Source organism: Ktedonobacterales bacterium (assembly GCA_036557285.1).
GTDB lineage: Bacteria > Chloroflexota > Ktedonobacteria > Ktedonobacterales > DATBGS01 > DATBHW01.
Genome location: DATBHW010000002.1, coordinates 1 through 19,119, shown reverse-complemented (window position 1 = coordinate 19,119; position 19,119 = coordinate 1). Strand labels below are relative to the sequence as shown.

At 60.7% G+C, this 19,119-nt stretch carries 14 protein-coding genes; 9 read left to right on the top strand and 5 right to left on the bottom strand.

Annotated elements, in window-relative coordinates; translation table 11 throughout:
• Positions 1-13: 13 nt before the first annotated feature.
• Both VH599_00255 and VH599_00250 read right to left on the bottom strand, forming a co-directional pair.
• Positions 14-3,070 (bottom strand): hypothetical protein, encoded by a 3,057-nt coding sequence (locus tag VH599_00255; protein ID HEY7346715.1) that lies wholly within the window; start codon positions 3,068-3,070, stop codon positions 14-16.
• Between the two features lie 339 nt (positions 3,071-3,409).
• Positions 3,410-4,834: a tetratricopeptide repeat protein gene (locus VH599_00250; GenBank protein ID HEY7346714.1), complete on the bottom strand. Its 1,425-nt coding sequence runs from the start codon at positions 4,832-4,834 to the stop codon at positions 3,410-3,412.
• Positions 4,835-5,388: 554 nt separating this feature from the next.
• Here VH599_00250 and pruA point away from each other — a divergent pair.
• The 4 genes from pruA to VH599_00230 all read left to right on the top strand — a co-directional run bounded on the left by pruA (position 5,389) and on the right by VH599_00230 (position 9,911).
• Positions 5,389-6,966, top strand: coding sequence for an L-glutamate gamma-semialdehyde dehydrogenase (gene pruA / locus VH599_00245; GenBank protein HEY7346713.1), 1,578 nt, complete (start codon positions 5,389-5,391; stop codon positions 6,964-6,966).
• Between the two features lie 98 nt (positions 6,967-7,064).
• Positions 7,065-8,063: a GNAT family N-acetyltransferase gene (locus VH599_00240; GenBank protein HEY7346712.1), complete on the top strand. Its 999-nt coding sequence runs from the start codon at positions 7,065-7,067 to the stop codon at positions 8,061-8,063.
• Between the two features lie 59 nt (positions 8,064-8,122).
• On the top strand, positions 8,123-8,914 hold the full coding sequence (locus VH599_00235) for an SDR family oxidoreductase (protein ID HEY7346711.1): 792 nt from the start codon (positions 8,123-8,125) through the stop codon (positions 8,912-8,914).
• A 118-nt stretch (positions 8,915-9,032) separates the two neighbouring features.
• The gene (locus tag VH599_00230; protein HEY7346710.1) at positions 9,033-9,911 is read left to right on the top strand and encodes a DUF1295 domain-containing protein; all 879 of its coding nucleotides are present in this window, start codon (positions 9,033-9,035) and stop codon (positions 9,909-9,911) included.
• Positions 9,912-9,926: 15 nt separating this feature from the next.
• Here VH599_00230 and VH599_00225 read toward each other — a convergent pair whose 3' ends face one another.
• A complete protein-coding gene (locus tag VH599_00225; protein HEY7346709.1) occupies positions 9,927-10,661 on the bottom strand; it encodes a lytic transglycosylase domain-containing protein in 735 nt (244 codons plus the stop codon).
• Positions 10,662-11,130: 469 nt separating this feature from the next.
• Here VH599_00225 and VH599_00220 point away from each other — a divergent pair, with 469 nt between their 5' ends.
• Positions 11,131-11,607: a hypothetical protein gene (locus VH599_00220; GenBank protein HEY7346708.1), complete on the top strand. Its 477-nt coding sequence runs from the start codon at positions 11,131-11,133 to the stop codon at positions 11,605-11,607.
• Here VH599_00220 and VH599_00215 read toward each other — a convergent pair.
• On the bottom strand, positions 11,604-12,038 hold the full coding sequence (locus tag VH599_00215; protein ID HEY7346707.1) for a hypothetical protein: 435 nt from the start codon (positions 12,036-12,038) through the stop codon (positions 11,604-11,606). The genes VH599_00220 and VH599_00215 overlap by 4 nt on opposite strands.
• Before the next feature lie 379 nt (positions 12,039-12,417).
• On the opposite strand from VH599_00215, the gene VH599_00210 reads away from it, so the two are divergent.
• From VH599_00210 to VH599_00195, 4 genes are all read left to right on the top strand, one after another.
• Positions 12,418-14,313: a protein kinase gene (locus VH599_00210; protein ID HEY7346706.1), complete on the top strand. Its 1,896-nt coding sequence runs from the start codon at positions 12,418-12,420 to the stop codon at positions 14,311-14,313.
• Between the two features lie 104 nt (positions 14,314-14,417).
• The gene (locus VH599_00205) at positions 14,418-15,575 is read left to right on the top strand and encodes a patatin-like phospholipase family protein (protein HEY7346705.1); all 1,158 of its coding nucleotides are present in this window, start codon (positions 14,418-14,420) and stop codon (positions 15,573-15,575) included.
• A gap of 120 nt (positions 15,576-15,695) precedes the next feature.
• The gene (locus VH599_00200; protein HEY7346704.1) at positions 15,696-16,508 is read left to right on the top strand and encodes a hypothetical protein; all 813 of its coding nucleotides are present in this window, start codon (positions 15,696-15,698) and stop codon (positions 16,506-16,508) included.
• Between the two features lie 270 nt (positions 16,509-16,778).
• Entirely contained in the window at positions 16,779-17,633 is an 855-nt protein-coding gene (locus tag VH599_00195) for a class I SAM-dependent methyltransferase (protein ID HEY7346703.1), read from the top strand.
• A gap of 68 nt (positions 17,634-17,701) precedes the next feature.
• Here VH599_00195 and VH599_00190 read toward each other — a convergent pair whose 3' ends face one another.
• Positions 17,702-18,958, bottom strand: a complete 1,257-nt coding sequence (locus VH599_00190; GenBank protein HEY7346702.1) for a cytochrome P450 — start codon at positions 18,956-18,958, stop codon at positions 17,702-17,704.
• Between the last annotated feature and the right edge of the window lie 161 nt (positions 18,959-19,119).

Sequence of the window (19,119 nt, the reverse complement as noted above, 5' to 3'; positions counted from 1 at the left end):
GCAGAGCCTCCAATCAATTTACATCCAGCGAAATGTCTGGCAGCGCCTGTTGCAGCAGGTCGCGGGAGTGGGGCGCTTCGGCCAGCAGCCGACGTAACTCTGATTGCATGGATTCGTAGCTCTCCCAGGAGTGGTTTTCGATAGGGTGGTCGTCAGGCTGGTGGGACGAGGGATGATCGGTGCTGTTGGCTGACTGGGCGAGCAGGGCTGAAGGGTCAATGCCGAGGGCGGCGAGTTGGGCGCGTTTGCTGGCTGCTTCGATGAGATGTTTTAGCAGGTTTTCGAGGTCTTTGCGCAGTTTTTTGAGGTCGTCGCCCACGATGGGGTCGCGTCCTTCCTGTCGGCGGGTTTTTTCAGATTCCTGAATCAGTGTTCTGGCGAGGTCGAGCGGGTTGGCTGCGTGGAGGTTAACGCCGAGATCGCCGGTTGGTTCCAGACCTTGCTGGAGGGCGGCCAGGATGGAACGAAGCTGGACATCAATCTGATTGCGCATTTGTTTGGTGGGGGCAAAGCGATATTTGGAGACCTGGATGCGCCGGTTGGCTTCGGCCAGGGCGGCGTTGAACTCGGCCTGGATTCTCCGCTGTTTGTTAAGCGTTTTGGTGTCACGGGCTGGTTCGCCGGATGGTTTGGGAAGGCGGGCGCGCAGGGCGTCGCTGATGGCGAGATAGTGATGATTGTCGTGGAGCATGTCGAGGAAGAAGCCGCTCCATTCTTCACCGCGCGGATGCCGGGCGCGGGCCAGGGAGAGCGCGCCAAGGGAAAGCGCGAGGGCGACGCCAGGGACATAGGAACTGGCTTCTTGAAGGCTGCTGTCGGCGCAGAGGGCGGCGAGCGGCCCACTGGCGGTGTGAGTATCGAGGGTGAAATGCCAGATGAGGGTGAACAGGGCTTTGAGGCCGGTTGAGTCGGAATAGAGGTTTGGTTGTTCGAGGGCCAGGGCGCGCCAGACGCAGTAGGCGTTGAGATGCTGGCGCTGGTCAATGAGGCTGTGGAGAAGAAGGCGGCCAGCCTGGGCGCGCTCTTCGGTGGAGTCGCTGGCGGCGAGCAAAGCGGCGCTGAGTTGCAGGCGCAGCGGCTCTGGGAAGTTGATCTGGGCGGCTCTGGAGAGCAGTTCGAGCGCGGCCTGGCGCACCGCAGGCGTGGCGGATGCGAAGCAATCAGCCGGAAGCGCGGGAAAGGCGTGTGTGGCGCAGTTGTAGCTGAGGATGTCCAGCACGCGCTCGTGCTTGAAGACGGTTTCTATGTCGGCGTCGGTGTAGAAGAGGTATTCTTTTTCGGCAAAGGCGAGGCCGAGTGGAAAGTCGCCGCTGCGCAGGGAGACGGCAATGGCGGTGGCGACGGCGGCGAAGCCGAAGCGTTCGTAAAATTGTTCGGCGGCGGTGTTGTCGAGGGCGGCGAGAAGGGTTGCGCCGACGCGCCAGATTAAGCCGGAGTAGCCGGTGAGCAAGGAGGCCGCGCCGACCAGGGCGGCTCCGACTTTCTGAAGGTATTGAGGTGTGAGTTCCGCTGGTTCGGCCTCTGGCCCGAAGTGCTGGACGGCGCTTTGCTCGAAGTCCTGGAGGAAAGCAAGGGCGATCTGTGGGTTATAGGTGGCGAGCGCCTGGCGGAGGTGTTCACTATGCTTGATGAGGTTCTGGCGGCATGTCAGTATCTGAGATGGGGGGAAGGGCAGAGGGACGGGGGCATCAGGGATGAGTGGTGTGGCAAGGATGGCGCGAGCGTGCTGAAGCGATTGTTGCAGGTTGGTGATCTCAGGGAGGTCTGTAGAGAGATGGAGCGATTGGTTGAGCAGGCTTTCGGAGTCCTGGCAGGCGCGTAAGAGATGTGTGTGCCAATCTTGTAGGAGGCCGCTGCGTAGGGCAGATGCTTGCTCGCGCGCCTTGTCGGCTATTTGGAGAAGGCGCTCGATGTGTTTGGCTCTGGCATGTTCAGGGACACTGGTTTTGAGGCTTGCAAGCCTGGCTCTGAGCGGGCCACTTTCGCCTTCCAGGGCGTCAATTTCGCGCAGGAATATCTCGATGGCGGCAGGCGCTGCTTTGAGGGCAGCAAGACGCTGCTCATTGAGAGTGAGGGCTGAGGTGAGGCGTTCGCTGGTCTGTTGGAATGTCTGAAGGCGGGCGGCGGCTTCGCTGATGGCGGTGGGTGGTTTGTCGGCTGGGAGGTTGGCGGAAAGGCCCTCAACCTGGCCGATGGCTTCGGCCTGCTGGGTTTCGGCGCGCAAGGCGTTGAGTAAGGCGCTGTCAAGCGTGGCTAAGCGAGCAAAGCCTTCAATGCGCTTTTGATGCGCGGCGTTGAGCTTTTCGAGAATGCGCGAGAGGGCGTGCGGGTCGTCTGAGGTCTGGCGTCCGGTGAGCTGGGCGGCGCAGGTTTCGATGGTCTGCTGGATGGTCTGGAGCGATTGGAGTTCAGTTTCCAGGGCGGTGAAGAGTTCGCTGGTTGTTTTGGGCGCGGGTGGGGCCGCCGGTGGATGGGGGAGGCCGCCAGAAGGGCGGGGGAGCGTGGCTACTGCTGCGCTGGTCCCTGCGCGGCGCGTGGCTGAGTCTGTGGCGGTCGCTTGCGCCTGAGTGGCTGCCGCGCCGCACAGCGGTGGTTCGCCGGATTCGCGCGCGGGTGGGGCAGGCGGTGGCGCGGTGGGTTCGAGGGGAATGTCGCCGCGCTCGATGCCGAGTCTGAGGGCTGAGAGCGTTTCGCCGAAGCTTTCGAAACGGGGGTCGGTATGCAAGGCGGAAAGGGTGTCTCTGCCGCCGTATTGTTCCAGAAGGGGGGCAAGCGCTTCCAGGGTGATGGGCGGTTCGATCTGTTCGATGGCTTTGCAGAGAGTTTGTTTTTCTTGCCGCCAGTGTTTGATGAGTTCTTGCAGGCTTTGCTGGTAGTGGGCAGCGCGTTGAGCGAGGTGGGTTGCGAGGCGCTGCGGGTAGTTTGGGGGAAGCCGCTTGCTGAAGCCTGCGAGCGCGCGCTGCTGAAGGTAAGGATGGTCGTGGACAAATTGCTCAATGGCTGGGCGAGCCAGCGATTGTATCAAGAGCGCAATGTCGGCTGTTGACCAGCCAATGACATCCTGGTCCATAGGTCTTCTTCTATTTATGTATTCGGATGAGGCCGAGCGAGGCGGCCTTGCGAGACAGCCAGAGTTGGTAATAGTAGTGTAATCGCCTGCTGCTGTGTTGTCAAGCGGGCGGGCGGTTAAATGTGCCTGGGGCTGCGATTGCACGTCGGTGGGCCGCCTGGGGGGACGCGCGAGCGACCAACGGGAGCGAGAGTGCCGAGGCCCAGCCGAGGCAAGCAGCCTAGGCCGCAGGCCCAGTTCCCGCAAGGGCCGCTCCCCGTAGGGGGGCGGCGCTCCAAGTAATACGCTTCGCTTGCCAATACCTCATATTTGGTGGAACCGCTATTGGCTGAGAGAGGGCTATGTGCCAGTTTCGTCGTCGCGCTTGCGTTGGCCGAGGAGATAGGCTTGCTTGACCATTTCGTAGCTTTCGGCGTCCAGGCCCTTTTGATGAAGGAGTTCGCTATAGCGATAGTAGGCGTGGGAGAGCTGTTCGCTGGCGTTTTGTTTTTTGAGGAGGGCGATGGCCTGCTGAAAACAGCGTTCGGCTTCGTCGAGGCGGTTCATCGCTCTGTTGGTGTCTGCAAGGGTGACGAGGATACGGCCATAGAGGGTTTCATCCTGGATGTCGTCCTGGTCGTTGGGGCGAGCGAGGACGTGGGCGGCGAGGGCGAGGTTTTCGGCTTCCTGTGGCTCTTGGCGCTCCAGCAGGAGGTCGGCCAGGGCGACGCGCGCGAGGATGCCCTGGCGCGGTGTGCCAAGGCGTTCGCAAAGGTGGATGGTTTGGCGTAGCTGTTGTTCGGCGGCTGTGGGGTCGCCCAGTTCCTGAAAGGTCAGGCCAAGGTTGGAGGCGGCCTGGGTGAATCGCTGGCGAGCCTCGGCGAGTTCAATGAGGACACGGCTGCGGGCGGCGTACCAATCGGACATGGTTGAGTGGAGGCTTTCCAGGTGTTTCTGGCTGAGATGGGCTGAGATTTCGGCCAGCCGCGCTGGCTCAAGAATGGGATCGAGGTGAAGCAGAGCCTGTTGGTAGCAAGCAATGGCATCATTGGGGCGCTCTCGTCGGTGGTGATATTCGGCAAAGGCGGAAAAGACTTCGATGAGGAAGAGGGGATCGCTGATGGCTCCGTTTTCGATGGCCTGAACGCAGGTGGTGAAGGTGTCGAAGGCGAGGACGAATTTTTCCTGGGCATCGTAGGCACAGGCGAGCAGGAAGCGGCAGCGTTCGATGATTTCGGTGTGGCTGCTGTATTCGTCTTGCTGGAAGATTGGCTCCAGGGTGGCCTCGGCGTCGGCAGGGCGGCCCAAAGCGAGAGCGACACGGCCCAGCAGGTAGAGGCGCAGCAGGCGCTGTTCGGTGCTGATGGTAGTAGGAGAGAGCAGGTTGAGGATTTCGCTGGCGCTGTGGGGGTTGTGTTGGTCGAGGCTGATACTGGCCCAGATGAGCGCGGGTGGGCTGAGATAGGTGGAGCGGCTGCGGCTGAGGAGGGTGGTGAGTGAAGGAGGCGGAGCCGCTGTGTCTTGCGGGGTCTGCCTGGTTTCCAGGTCGAAGTCATGGGGAGGTTCGGCAAGGAGTTCGGGGGAGGTGAGGCCGAGGCGGCGGGCAAGGATTTCGAGGGCTTTGAGGGAGGGGCGGATGCGGCCACGTTCGATGGCACTGATGTAGGAGATGGAGAATTCGGGGGCGGCAAGCTGCTTCTGTGTGATGCGCAATTTGCGACGGATGCGAAAGATGTTTGCGCCTACAGGCCCCATGTCCGGGGACAACTCCTCATAGTTTGGCATGCAGAAAACCGTCTCCTTCTGGTTATGATGGGATCATCCCATCATTGCTGGCAGCCGGTTGCTTGAGGCGGCCAGCGATGCCCTCTGCTACGTCAATGGACAACAAGGATAGAGCGTTTGTTGCGCGCCGTGGAAGTGTGTTGACAATCTGAATATTAGCGCCTGTTCGATCATGTGAGGGACGGGTGATCTCGACTGGCCGGATATGTGAAAAGGGACAGGGGTTATTAGTCTTTCCAATTATATCATAAATATTCTCATTACGATATGGTTCAGTACGACAAAAACTCGTGATTGACGATGTAAAGAAATGCCGGGAATAGGATGGCGTTTCTACTCTAAATTAAACATGATGTACACAAGGTCGCGTGTGCCTTGTGCAACGGTTGAGATGTTGTCAGAAGTGGATATAATGGCTCTGGTGAGCGGGAGGACGCTGAATTGATGGCGTCAGCCAGGCATTCCAGTCCTTCTTCTTTTTAAGGTACAATGACGAGATAGGATACTGTAAAGGACGATTGGCTGCTGTTCTTTCCGCAAAGGAGTTTGTGACGATGACCAGTACTGCGCAGCGCGGCGCAACAAGCGCGGTCCCAGCATTTCAGAATTGTACGTTGACTGATTTTTCGATTGAGGCGAATCAACAGGCGCAAAAAGCGGCCTTGAAGAAGGTAGAGGGGGAGCTTGGCCGGACGTATCCGCTGATTATTGGCGGTGAGCGGGTGGAGACTGCTGAGCGGTTTACGTCGGTGAATCCGGCGCGGCCTAAGCAGGTGGTGGGTGTGCTGGCGAAGGCGACGGTGGAGCAGGCGAATCAGGCGGTAGAGGTGGCGGCGCGGGCTTTCGAGACGTGGAAGTTTACGCCAGCCTCGGAGCGGGCGGGCTATCTGTTCAAGGCGGCGGAGGTGATGCGTCAGCGGCGTTTTGAGTTGAACGCCTGGATGATTTACGAAACATCAAAAAACTGGGTGGAGGCTGATGCTGATACGGCGGAGGCGATTGACTTTCTGGAGTTTTATGGACGCGAGATGCTGCGGCTGGCGGACCAGCAGCCGCTGACGCGCATCCCAGAGGAGGCAAGCGATCTTGTCTATGTTCCGCTGGGCGTGGGTGTAGCTATTCCCCCCTGGAACTTTCCGTGCGCGATCATGGCTGGGCTGACTTCTTCGGCGGTAGTGGCGGGCAATACGGTGATTCTGAAGCCTGCGAGTACGGCCCCGGTGATCGCGGCACAGTTTGTGAATATTTTGCTGGAAGTTGGCTTGCCAGCGGGGGTGGTGAATTATTTGCCTGGCTCCGGCGGCGAGATTGGGGATGCGCTCATACAGCATCCGAAGGTGCGCTTCATTTCGTTTACAGGGTCGCGGGATGTGGGGCTGCAGATCAATGAACTGGCGGCGAAACATCAGCCGGGGCAAATCTGGATTAAGCGAACGGTTCTGGAGATGGGCGGGAAGGATGCGGTGGTGGTGGATGAGACGGCTGATCTGGATGCGGCGGCGACGGGGATTGTGACATCGGCGTTTGGGTTTCAGGGGCAGAAGTGTTCGGCTGGGTCACGGGCGATTATTGTGGAGCAGGTGTATGATGAGGTGGTGCGGAAGGTGGTGGAAAGGGCGCGGGCGCTGACCATTGGCGATCCGACAGACCCGAAGATATATATGGGGGCAGTGATTGATCAGACAGCTTTCCAGAAAATCCAGAGTTATATAGAAATTGGGAAACAGGAAGGCAGATTGGCGCTGGGTGGTGGGGCGAAGGGTGAGGGGTATTTTATTGAGCCGACCATTATTGTGGATGTTGCGCCAACGGCGCGCATTGCACAGGAGGAGATTTTTGGACCAGTGCTGGCGGTGATGAAGGCGCGCGATTTTGATGAGGCGCTGAAGATTGCTAATGGGACGGAGTATGGGCTGACGGGTTCGTTGTATTCGCGTGACCGGGAGCGCGTTGAGCGGGCAAAGCGGGAGTTCCATGTGGGCAATCTGTACTTCAATCGCAAGTGTACAGGGGCGCTGGTGGGGGTGCATCCATTCGGTGGTTTCAATATGTCGGGGACGGATTCTAAGGCTGGGGGCCGCGATTATCTGCTGTTGTTTACGCAGGCGAAGGCGACTTCAGAGAAGCTCTAGGCGATTATCAACGGGCAGGGTTGTTCGTTGTATTACGCAGGTGGAGATGAGCGGGCGTCTTCGCCTGTGTGATTGTCTTCAGTTCAAGGTAGAGTAGCATGCCAGAGATGCTCAATGGGAATACGGCGAGCGCAGATACTGTTGAGTGGCGTCCGGCCCGGCAAGAGGATGGGCCGGTGTGGGTGGCGCTGACACGCGAGGGCCGGACGCCGCTGGTGCCACGCGAAGCGTTGGTGGAGCCTGACCAGCGGTTGGTGCGCGATCTACAGGAGCAGCAGGATGAACTGGAGCGCTTTCTCGCGGGTCCGGCGAAACAGCGCGAGACGCGCTTTTTGCTCTGGCGAGCCAGCCGACCTCTAGGGCGGCTATGTTTCCAGGTGCAAGGCGCGCGGGCGCAGCTTGAGGGGATTGCGCTGCTGCCTTCGGCTGGGCGCGAGGTGATTGAGGAGGTGGCGCGGGGAGCGGTTGTGCGCGCTGAGGAGGCGGGGGCGCGTTCGATTCGGGCAGCATATGAGGCGCGGCACGCGGCGGCATTTGAGACGGCGGGTTTTCGGGAACTGCGGCGCTATACGCCGATGGTGGCGGCAACACGGCGACCAGAAGAAGACGATGAGGGAACAGGGGCAGGGGTGGTGAGTATGCTGTATCGTGTGCGGCCAATCGAGTACGAGGATTCGGGGCTGCTGGGGGCGCTGTTTCGGGATACGTCTGTGGAGGAGGAGGATACGCGGGAACGTTCGCCGACGGATTGGCTGGCGGAGATGGCGCAGCTTCTGGCGGAGTCGGATAATGCGGCTTTGCCGGAATGTTCGTTTGTGGCTGCGCTGCGCCAGAAGCGTAAGCTGGCGGGGGTTGTGCTGGTGAGCCGCTGGCAAGGGGCGGCGCTGATTGATGATCTGGCGGTGCTGCCGCGCTATCGGCGCCGGGGGATTGGGACGGCGCTGCTGCGGCGGGCGATGCAGTGTCTGCATCAGCGCGGCTATGTGTCGGTGATGCTGGTGGCGCCGGAGGGGACACCGTTGCAGGAGTTTTATCGGCAGGTGGGCTTCCGCGAGGTGCAGCCGAGCTATGTTGAGGCTGAGCGGGCGCTGACATGAGGGTTCTCCGTGTTGTTCAGATAGTCACCTTTGTGCAGTGGATTTCTTGAGGATGATGTATGAGCGGCGCTCCTTTTAGAGAGCAAGCTGTGATTATTACGGGGGCGTCACGGGGAATTGGGCGGGAGCTTGCCTTTCGGCTTGCGGGGCAGGGCGCGTGGCTGGTTCTGGCAGCGCGGAGTCTGGAGGCGTTGGAGGCGGTGGCGGCGGGGTGCCGCGAGCGCGGGGGGAAGGCACTGGTGGCGCAGACGGATGTGACGGATGAGGAGGCGTGCAAGCGGTTGATTGAGCAGACGGTTGAAACCTACGGGCGTATTGATATGCTGATTAACAACGCGGGGTATGGGCGGCCCAGGCGTTTTGCAGCTATGCAGCATCTGGCCGATCTCAAGGAGGAGATGGAGTTAAATTACTATGGGGTGGTTCATTGTACCTATTACGCGCTGCCATATCTGAAGCAGAGCAGGGGGCGGCTGGTGGGGGTGTGCAGCTTTGGCGGGCAGGTGGGCATCCCTGGTACGATTGGCTACAACAGTTCTAAGCACGCCATGCGCGGCTTCTTGAATACGCTGCGGGCGGAACTGCGGGGCAGCGGGGTGAGTGTGACGGTTCTGTATCTAGGGGCGATTCGGACAGAGCGGCTGGTGGAGGCGATGGGGGCGAATGTAGATCGGGTGCCAACGATGTCGCCGGAGCGTTGCGCGGCGCTGATTCTTCGCGCGTCGGCCAGGCGCAGGCGGCAGTTGGTGATGACCCTGCCAGGGAAGCTGCTGGTGTGGCTGAATCTACTGGCTCCGGCGCTGCTGGATTGGATACTGGTGAGCTTTCCCGGTATTGCGTATGAGGAGTGATGGCTGTTTTGGCGCATTGAGGGTCTGTTCTGTAACTTGACGTTTGCAGTGGCGCAGCGGTTAGCCGTCTGGAAGGCGGCGTTACACGTGGCGGCGCTCCAGGTGAGGGGAGTCTGAGATGCTCAAGCCAGCAGTGGTGATTGTTGTGGCGTATGTGGTGGCCGGGGCAGTGGCGCTTGGCGTTGGGTATGGGTTTCGCGCGCAGCACCCTCTGGTGATTCTGGCGGCGGCAGATACGGCGGCGACGGCTGTGATTTTTGTGTTCAGTGTGGCTGCGAAAAACTCAAGCTGCTATGATCCGTACTGGAGCGTTGCGCCTGTGCCGATTGCGCTGTTCTGGCTGCTGCAACAGGGTTCGAGCGGGTTTGGGTCGCTCCGGCATGTGGTGGTCTTTACGCTGATTTGTTTGTGGGCGATCCGGCTGACGTACAATTGGGCGAGCCAGTGGAAAGGTTTGAGCCATGAAGATTGGCGCTACCGCGATATGCAGGCGCAAACTGGCAGATTCTATTGGCCGGTGAGTTTCCTGGGGATTCATTTCTTTCCTACGGTTCTGGTGTTTTTAGGGTGCCTGGCGTTGTGGCCCGCGCTTTCAGGAGCGAAGCAAGGCTTCAACTGGCTGGATGTGGTGGCGCTGGTTGTGACGGGCGGGGCGATTGCGATTGAGGCGACAGCGGATGTGCAGATGCGGCGCTTTCGGCGTTCGGTCAAGATGTCAGTTGAGACGGAGGCCGGGGGGCTGTGGAGGTATTCGCGGCATCCGAATTATTTTGGCGAGGTGTTGTTCTGGTGGGGGCTGTTTCTTTTTGGGCTGGCGGCTGATGCGTCGTTCTGGTGGGTGATTATCGGGCCGCTGGGTATGCTGGGGTTATTTCTCTTTATCAGCATTCCGATGATGGAAAAACATCTGCTGCCACGCAGGCCGGGCTACGCGGCGTACCAGCAGCAGGTTTCGGCGTTTGTCCCCTGGTTGAGAAAAGGGGGAGCCTCCGGTTGATTGTGTGAGAAGCGACTAGAGGCAGCCGAGAATGGCGGGGACGTAGTTGCGGGTCTGACCGGGCATTTTGGCGAGCCAGTCCCAGGCATTGGGGGGCCAGATTTGTGATCCCTGGCTGAAAAAGGCGCGGGACCAGGCGCGTTCGACAGCGCCAGGGCCGGCGTTATAGGCGGCAAGGACGAGGCCATAGGCGTAGTGGGCGGAGTCGCCTCCATAATGGGCGGCGAGGCTGGAGGCGCGGTGGGAGTATTGGTTGAGGTGTTGTCGGTCTAATCGCGCGGCTGCGTCGAGGGCCTGCTGGGGGTCAGTTGGGTCAATGCCGAGGCTGGCAGCAGTTTCCGGGAGAAACTGGGCGATGCCGATGGCGTTTGCGGTGCTGCGGGCGGCGGGGTCGAACTTTGATTCTTGCCAGATTTGCCACTCGAAGGCGAGGGTGTCAATCTGGTATTTTTTGGCGTCGTCGCGGGCGACGGAGAGCCAGGGTGATGTGGTGGGTGGCGCGAGATGACGGCAGGACGCCTGGCCGCTCAGGCCGAAAATGGGTGGGGTGGTGGGCGCGGGGGGCAGGGGTTGCTCGGTGGATGTGGGCTGAAAAACTGTGGAGAGATGGTTGAGGAGCAGCCCACCCAGGAGGCTGACGATGACGCAGGAGAGGAGCAGGAAGCAGACGGCAAGCGCCCAAAAGGAAAGGCACGAGCTTCCCCGCTTGCCGGTTTCGGGCAGCGATGCAGGCTGCGGCTGCTGATTCATGGCGTCTCCTCAATGCTGTTCGGCGGCTCTTTGCTGCCGAGGGGCTTCCAAGAAGCAGAGTATATCCCACTATCTGCTTTGTGGCAAGGAAGAGCATCTCACGGTTCCACCAATTATCGGGGGTCACTTGTAGCGCCGCCATCTTGGCGGCCAACGCTGCGCCCTGGCGAGCGTGCGCCCTCCAGGCTAGCGGACCAGCAGGCCAACGCTGGCCGCCAAGAAGGGACGCGCGAGCGACCAACGGGAGCGAGAGGACGGGGCAACAGCCGAGGCAAGCGGCCCTCTCCGAAGGGAGGCGGCGCTCCCAGTAACACGCCTCGCTTGCCAACACCTCAGATTTGGGAGAACCCATCTCACAGGCCCGCCAGACTCAACTTTTGGTATGCCGTTTGCTAGAGGGTCGGCGGTAATGTTTTCTCTGGAGGGCTGTGACGAGTGTTTCGAGTCGGCTGCTGAGGAGAGCGCGAGGATGATACTTCTTCCGTTGGAGCGTTTGCTGAGGATTGCTACTTGCCAGGCGCGGCCAGGTGTGGTGGTTGGCGCGCCAGCGATGAATGGCGCTGGTCTGCTGCCGGGCGTTACTTCATCTGGCCTGGTGGATACATGCCTGGCGGCGCAGATGGTGGCGAACAATCTGCGCGCGACGCTGCGTGATGAGAGGTGGAAGCGCCGCCACCTGGGGGCGCGGGGGCAGGTTGGCGAGGCAGAGGGGCTGCGTCTGATGGTCTGGATAGATAGCCGTGACGATCAGCCAGGGATGGTGGCGATGTGGGATATGAGGCGGGAGGCGTCGGTGGGGCAGACGGAATATGGGGCAGTGCTTCCCCGGCCTGTGCTGGTGATTGGGCGCAATGTGCGTTCAGGCGAGCATTTTGTGATGCGCTACGCGCCAGGAGAGTGGCTGGAACGTTTGCAACAGATTGGGTATGCGGCGCATCGATTCTAGTTCTGTTCCCTAGCTGGACTCGGCGGGACAGGATGCAATGGCCGGGGTCTGGACATCGGAAACACCTGGCAGGGCGCGTAATCTGGCGAACCAATCCGGGCCGATAAGATGGTGGTGGTGATGACGAGCGTATGCGATTCTGTGAAGAAGTCTCGCTGGCCCATAGGATACCAGGTGGGGTGAGCGCCGTCGTTTACAGCGCCTTCGTAGCAAAGGCTTTCCAGGCGCAGGCCAAGGTCGGTGATCTCTGCCAGGGCGGTTTCGTAGGAGATGGTGGTTGCAAATGTGACGACGGCATCTGACGGAGCGAGCGGTTGAGTTGCTGGTAGCTGTGTCCCGATGGCGCATCCTGCCAGCCAGATTACGAGGGCGGGAAGACACGCCAGCACGATGAGCCACTGGCGCGCGTGGCGAGGAAGCGAAGCAAGCATCTGAGCTCTCTCTTTCTTAACGACCCTTTGGTAAACCCCCTGGTAAACTCTCTTGATCAGGAATGTGTTGGAAGGTTCTGGCGAGCCTTATGTTTAAGGACGTTCCAACAGCGCCTCCTGTTTCCAGTGATGTTAATCCGCAGTTATCGCTGCAAGGCCGGGCCGCGCTGGTACGCAAGCAGCGCGCTTTTGTAAGGGCAGCATTTGAGATATCGCAGCGGCGCCCTCGCCAGGGACGGCGGCGGTACACGCGGCTGGCGCTACGGTTGGTCGCCAGGGAGGGTGATGTGTGCGCTTGTGCTTTGAGGCGGGGTGTGTGAAAATGAAGTTGGATGGTGGGGAGGATGGGGAGTAGCCACGCGAAGAGAAGAGTTTCTGCATGCGGTGTCTGAACCCTGGCTGTCGGTATGGCGAAAACCCTGCGGGCGCGGCGGTGTGTCGCTGTGGGCTGCTGCTGCCTTCGGCGAGACTGGCGGGGCGCTATCAGGTGGAGCAATTGATTGGCCGGGGGGATGTGAGTGTGGTGTATCAGGCGCGCGATCTGCGGCTGAAGCGCGCGGTGGCGCTGAAGGCACTGCGGGCGTTTTCCAACGAGCAGGCGCGGGCGCGGTTTATCAATGAAGCGGAACTGGCGGCGGCGCTGGACCACGCGAATATTCTGGCGGTGCTGGATTTTGGGCAGGATGGGCCGATTACGTATCTGGTGATGCCGCTGATGACGGGGGGGACGCTGGAGGATGTGATGGGGCAGTATCAGGGTCCGCTGCCCGCGCCGACGGCTGCGGCTTATTTTCGTCAGCTTGCTTCGGCGCTGGATTACGCGCACAGCCACCCACGCAAGATTTTGCATCGGGATGTGAAGCCTTCTAATGTGCTGATTCATCCGGGCGATGGGCGGCTGCTGCTGACCGATTTCAGTATTGCGCGGGCGCTGGAAGCGGAGCGGCGCTTGACGGCGGCTGGGCTGGCGCTGGGAACACCGAACTATGCAGCGCCGGAGCAGATGCGTGGGCATCCGGTTCAGGCGAGCGATCAGTACGCGGCGGTGGTGGTGCTGTATGAGATGCTGACGGGGCGGCTGCCTTTTACGGCGACGACGGTGATGGAGCAGACGCGGCAGCATCTTTATGAGCCGCCGCCGCCGCCAAGCAGCGTGAATGCGGCGCTGCCAGCAGAGGTGGATGGGATTGTGCTGCACGCGCTGGCGAAAGACCCAACGAAACGGTTTCGGACGGTGACGGCATGCGCGGATGCGCTGGAGGCGGCGCTGGCGCTGACGCCGAAGCCAAAGGCTGCGGCTGCGCCGGTGAGCGCGCCCGCGCCTTTGCCGGTGTCGGCTCCAGGGGAGGCGCGCCCGCCGCTGGCTGCGGGGCGGCGCTTGCGGGGCGGGCGTATGGAGATTGTGCGGTTCCTGCGAGCAGAGGCGAGCGGCGATTTATATCTGGTGAATGAGCAGGGACATTCGGCGAGGCCGCGCGCGCTGCTGCGGCTGGCTGATGAGTCTGCGGGGCCACGCGCGGCGCAGCGGGTGCGCGAGTTTGTGCAGGTGGCGCAGGCGCTGATGGCACTGGGGGAGCATCCGGCGATTCCACGATTCTATGAGTCTTTTCGGGAGCAGGGAGAGACGTTTTTTCTACTTGAGTATATTCAGGGGGAGTCGCTGGCGACGCGGCTGGCGCAGGCTGGGAAGGCGCTGCGGGAAGAGGAGGCGCTGATCGCGGCGTCACAGACGCTGGAGGCGCTGGTGACGCTGGCGCAGGTGACGCTGCCGATAGTCCATCGGAATGTGAAACCGTCGAATCTGCTGAGGGGCGCTGCTGCTGGCCGGACGTATCTGGTGGGCTTTGATATGGCGATTGTGGCGGCTGCGCCAGCGGCTGGGGAGAAGCCAAAGATTGAGCCGCGCGGGACGCGGGGCTATTCGCCGCCAGAGCAGGCGGCCCGTGATCGTGTGCCCGATCCGCGCTGGGATTTGTACGCGCTGGGGGCGACACTGCATCATGTGCTGACGAATCGTGATCCGCAAAAAGAGACGCCGTTTGATTTTCCTCCGGCGCGTGGGCTGAACGCCGCGCTGTCGGGGCAGGTGGAGGAACTGCTGGCGCGGGCGTTGGCGCGGGATGCGAACAGTCGTTATCATACAGCTGTGGAGATGAAACGGGATGTTGATCGGCTGCTGGGGCTGACATGTCCACGCTGCGGCGCGCCAGTGCGTCGGCAGGCGCGATATTGCGGGCGCTGCGGCGCTCGGCTGATGCCGAAGAGCGCAGGGTGACGGTTCGTGGCTCCGGGCCGTTTTATGCTATGAGTCTTATGCTATAGTATGTATAAGGGGATAGTGGGTGGGTGAGGGTGTGTTCTCATGGAGCCTTTTCTTCTATGGAAGTTAGCAAACAAACATCTGGCCCTTTACGAGGGTCTGCCCCTGATTCTGCCTCGCTGAATGGCGCGTCTCGCTCTGGCTGGCTGGCCCGCCTGCGCCGCTTGTGGTCGAACCACGCTGCCCAGGTGGCTCCTTTGGCGGCCAACGCTATCCCTGCGTCGCTCACTTCGCCCGATCTGACGGCGTTTGTGCTGTTGGGTGGGGGCGCGCGCGGCGCTGCTCAGGCGGGGGCCATCGCGGCGACGCTGGAGCGTGGTGTGCGGCCCGATGTGATCATTGGTGTTTCGGCTGGGGCGTGGAATGGGGCGTACCTGGCGGTGGACCCGACGCCGGAACGGGCGAGGGCGCTGTGCGCGATCTGGGCGGGGCTGAAAAACAGCGATTTGCTGGGCGGCGGTTGGTGGCACGCGGCGGTGAGCGCGGTTTCTGGCAGGCCGTCGCTGTATGGCGCGGAGGGGCCGCTGGGGGTGGCCCGCCGCTATATGGAAAAGCATTTCTTCGAGGAACTGCGAACGCCGCTGCATATTCTGGCGACGAATTTGACGACGGGGCAGCCGATGCTCTTTTCTGCTGGCCGGTTGCTGCCAGCAGTGCTGGCTTCTTCTGCGGTGCCGGGGATTTTTCCGCCGATGGTGTTGAGTGGGCAGGTGTATGTGGATGGTGGGCTGCTGGAGTGGGATGCCTGCGCGCAGGCGCTGAGGCTTGGGGCGCAGAAGATTTACCTCTTTGGCTGCGGATCGATTGGCGAACTGTCACCTCGACTGGCTCATCTGCGTGTATCTATTGAGGGTGTCAGGCGCAGAGGGTCTAATGGAAAGGCACCCCAGCCTGCTGCTCTGGATGGTCTGGAATGGGGGCCGACGGTTGGCGCGAATCTGCTGGAGGTGCTGGAGCGTTCGTGGGATGTGGTGAGCCAATATCAATTCCGGCGGGCGGTGGAAGAATTGCGCGCGGGTGGGGCAGATGTTGTTTCGATTGAGCCGGTGCTGCCTGCGCTTTCGCGGCCATTGGATTTTAGTCGAAGCGAGGCACTGATTGCTGCGGGACGCGCGGCTGCGGAGGCGGGGCTAGGCTCGATGCGGCCTGTGCGGTCTGGTGATGATGAGGCGACGAGCGGGCATCCCGCGCCTTCCAGTGCTAGTTTAGCTGGCTAGGCGCTCCCCTGCTTCAGAATAAGACCCTTGATTTTCTCCACGAGTTGCTGTAATGTTGCGTGAAAATCGAGGAGTGGTGTTCTTTTGCGCAGAAAGGCCCTTTTCCAAGGAGGAAGCCCTATGTCACCTGCTTTGCTTTTAGCCCCTTCTGCCGTCGCTACGCCGTCTCCTGAAACGCTCTTTTTGTGGGAGGCGCTGCTTGATCTGGCGGGCGTTATCGCCGCTATCTGGACGTTGTGGGCTTTTGTATGGCTACCGTTGAAAGGGATAGCGATGAGCGCCTTTCGGCTGATTGCGGTGGGAGGGCTGATCTTCGCGCTTTTGCATGTGCTGGATACGCTGTTTCAGGTGGGGAGGGTGCTGCCCAGGGGTCTGCCCACCCTGGTTCACTTTGGGCTGGTGCTGGTTGCTATGGTGTATTTTCTGCTTGGGTTGGCGCGGCTGGCAGATGCGTTGGAGGAGTGGAAGTATCCTGAGCAGAGGATTGTGCAGCAGCACTGGTGGCCGCTGGTTGTTGGGCTAGCTCTGGTGTTGGGGGCGACGAGCTTTATTATCTATGGATTCAGCTTGCTGGCTGTGGTCTGGGCCTCTTTTGCGATGGATGCAGGCATTATTTTGCTGTCGGTAGCTTGTGGTATCCAGGTGCGACGGGCGCATTTAGGGGGCGCTGTGGGGGGGGCGCTGTGGCTGGCGCTGGCGGGCTTGCTGATCTTCAGTCTGGCACATCCTGTGCAGACGTGGGGTTCAGTTACTGATATTGTGGCGGGGCCGCTGCTGCCGCTGGTTCATCGCCTGGTAGTGATACCAGCCTTCCTGCTCTTTAGCGCGAGTATTACGCGGCTTTCGCGGGCACTGGCGCCGCAGATAGAGCAGCGGGCAAGCATGGCATCGGGGGGAGCAGCGCGACAGGCGAGTTATCCACCCAGGATATAAATGTCTGCGCGCCTGCTGGCCTCGATAGCTCGAAAACTGGCTGTTCTTCACAAGTGGTGAAATAATGCGCTACGTTGGAACTTATGAAACAATGTGAGCCCTGATCTTCTCTAACCATGCACAACCTCGCCCACCAGCTCATGCGTTTTGATGGATGCTATGGAAACCGAGCCGAGAACAGGATTGGGTGTGCGTTGCCTCATTATCGCTTCTCCGCAGCCAGGCGGAGGCCGCTGTACGGAGAAAGAACAGGGGAAGGGGACCGCTCTCATGATCGAGACAAGCAGTGAACACGATATTTACTCCTATGAGGCGTTTACCCGGCATGATTTCTATGCCGCTGTGAACCACGCGCTGGTTGAGCGGGCGGTGGTGCATCTTGATAGGCGACGGGTGGGAGAGAAGCTTGAGGTGGTTGATTTAGGCTCTGGCACAGGGGCGATTACGCAGATGATTGTGGAGGCGCTGAAGCAGCGCGGGCGGGATGCGCGCGTGATCGGCGTGGAGCCATCGGCGGATGCGATCAGGGTGGCAGAGCATCGGCTGAAGGGCGCAGGGATGGATGTGAGCTTTGTGCAGGGAGATGCGGATGATCTGGCGCGGCTGGCTATACAAGCCGATGGGTTGTTCTTCTGCAATGCGATTCATCTGGTCCCTGATAAAAATGAGGTGGTTGAAAAGATCGCTGCGACACTGGCGCCGGGCGGTCTTTTTGCGTGTAACAGCGCCTTCTTCACCGGCACGTATGCGGATGGGACTGAGCGTTTTTATCGGCTATGGACGATGCAGGCGATGCGCTGGCTGCGGCGCGAGCATCCAGAGGTGAAGATTGCGCGGGATGCGCACGCGCTGGCGATGCAGTGGTTGTCGCAGGATGAGTATGCGGGGCTGCTGGGTAAGCATGGTTTCGGCATTCTGCATAATGAGTTGGATGAGGCGCTGATGCCGTTGCAGGCGTGGAAGGATATTGGCCGCTATTGGCTGTTTATTGAGGGGGCGCTGCCAGGGGCGCCGATTCCGTTGGGGGCCGCTGCGCTGGAGGCTGCGGCGGCGCAGGTGTTTGAGGAACTGGGGCTGAGTGTGGTGCCGCGCAACTGGCTGCAACTGGTGGCGCAGAAAGAGTAAGCGCAGGCTGGGCAGGGTTGATTGGTCCCATCGTCTCGATGGCGGGACCAATCAACCCTGCCCTTTATTTAGTCTGCGGCGAGGATGAAGTTGCGCAGTTCATAACTCTGGCCGATCTCCATCAAGCCGATGGTGGGTTTGGTTTCGATGCGCAGGCCCGGAATGGTCAGGAGCCGTTGCAATAATATATCCGTCTCTTGAATGGCGAGGTAGGCTCCTGGGCAGCGGTGATGTCCGTCGCCAAAGCTCATGAGCATGGAGGGGATGTTGTCTCCGTTGATGGCGCGCCCAGGGCAGAGTTCCAGGGGATGGTCGCCGACGACGCTTTCTTCGGCATTGGCTGCGTAGATGTGGACGTTGATGAAGTCTCCCTGGGGAATAGTTACGGGCGCGCCGCTGCTTTGGATGGCGACATCGGCGGTGGCGCGACGCATGAGGTGGCCGATGACGGGTTCCAGGCGCAGGGTTTCGTGCAGCATTTCGTAACGGTCCTCTTCGGGGGCGGCCAGATAACGCTCACACAGTTCGGGGTGTTCGAGGAAGTGCCAGGCAGCTACGCTGATGAATTCACGTGTTGTGACCATACCGGCGGCTGCGTAGGTGAGGCATTCGTTGAGGATTTCCTGATCGGTATAGTCCTGGGAGATCAGGTGGGAGATCACGTCTTCCTGGGGCTTGCGTCTGCGGGCGTTGATGGCGGGTTTGACATCCAGGAAGAAGAAGCTGATTACGCGGCGCTGCCGCCACATAAAACGGATGGTTGCCAGGGGCTTGCTGCCAGGCTGCATGATTCCCGCGCCCTTGAAAAAGCCTTCGAGCCGCTTATCCATCCCCGGCAAGCGGCTGTTAGTGAGGCCAACCACTTGAGCGGCGACCTGAAGGGCAAGCGCAAAGCTGATCTGGCTGAGATCGGCGCGCTTTTTCCGCCGAAGGCCAGCGACGAGTTTGTCTGAGAGGCGTTCCATGAGTGGGCGATAGTTTGCGCTGACGGCTTTGGGTGTGAAGAAGCGCGCGGTTTTCCGGCGCTGTTCGTGGTGCGGCTGCCCTTCCATGTAGAGGATACCCTGATTCTTTGAGGTGGTGAACATCTCGAAGAACTGTGCGCCGAAGCCAGCCTGTTTGGTATCTCCGCTGCGCAATACGGCTCTGGCTTCTTCGAAGGTATAGACGTGCCAGACTCCGGCGGTATCGCGCTCGATGCGCTTGTCAGTCGGCTCGACATCACGCGCCGTTTTCTGCTGTGACCACGCGCTGTGGTCAACGGGACCATCGGTGGGGGTTTGGGTTGGTTCGGGGGTTGATGAGTCGCCTTGTGCCGTTTGCATGCGAGATACTCCGTTCTGCTGGTTAGCTTCATTGCCCGCTTCCTGGGATCATGGCCTGCCCGCTGCTCTTATGATAGCAGGTTGCTCTTACGATGCACAATAGCGCATTCCAAAGCTGGCGGGGTGTGGCGCGCGCCACACCCCGCCAGCTTTGGAATGCG

Coding starts and splice junctions, on each gene's coding strand:
- VH599_00255 (HEY7346715.1), bottom strand. CDS start 3,070: ATGGACCAGGATGTCATTGGCTGGTCAACAGCCGACATTGCGCTCTTG.
- VH599_00250 (HEY7346714.1), bottom strand. CDS start 4,834: ATGCCAAACTATGAGGAGTTGTCCCCGGACATGGGGCCTGTAGGCGCA.
- pruA (HEY7346713.1), top strand. CDS start 5,389: ATGACCAGTACTGCGCAGCGCGGCGCAACAAGCGCGGTCCCAGCATTT.
- VH599_00240 (HEY7346712.1), top strand. CDS start 7,065: ATGCCAGAGATGCTCAATGGGAATACGGCGAGCGCAGATACTGTTGAG.
- VH599_00235 (HEY7346711.1), top strand. CDS start 8,123: ATGAGCGGCGCTCCTTTTAGAGAGCAAGCTGTGATTATTACGGGGGCG.
- VH599_00230 (HEY7346710.1), top strand. CDS start 9,033: ATGCTCAAGCCAGCAGTGGTGATTGTTGTGGCGTATGTGGTGGCCGGG.
- VH599_00225 (HEY7346709.1), bottom strand. CDS start 10,661: ATGAATCAGCAGCCGCAGCCTGCATCGCTGCCCGAAACCGGCAAGCGG.
- VH599_00220 (HEY7346708.1), top strand. CDS start 11,131: ATGATACTTCTTCCGTTGGAGCGTTTGCTGAGGATTGCTACTTGCCAG.
- VH599_00215 (HEY7346707.1), bottom strand. CDS start 12,038: ATGCTTGCTTCGCTTCCTCGCCACGCGCGCCAGTGGCTCATCGTGCTG.
- VH599_00210 (HEY7346706.1), top strand. CDS start 12,418: ATGCGGTGTCTGAACCCTGGCTGTCGGTATGGCGAAAACCCTGCGGGC.
- VH599_00205 (HEY7346705.1), top strand. CDS start 14,418: ATGGAAGTTAGCAAACAAACATCTGGCCCTTTACGAGGGTCTGCCCCT.
- VH599_00200 (HEY7346704.1), top strand. CDS start 15,696: ATGTCACCTGCTTTGCTTTTAGCCCCTTCTGCCGTCGCTACGCCGTCT.
- VH599_00195 (HEY7346703.1), top strand. CDS start 16,779: ATGATCGAGACAAGCAGTGAACACGATATTTACTCCTATGAGGCGTTT.
- VH599_00190 (HEY7346702.1), bottom strand. CDS start 18,958: ATGCAAACGGCACAAGGCGACTCATCAACCCCCGAACCAACCCAAACC.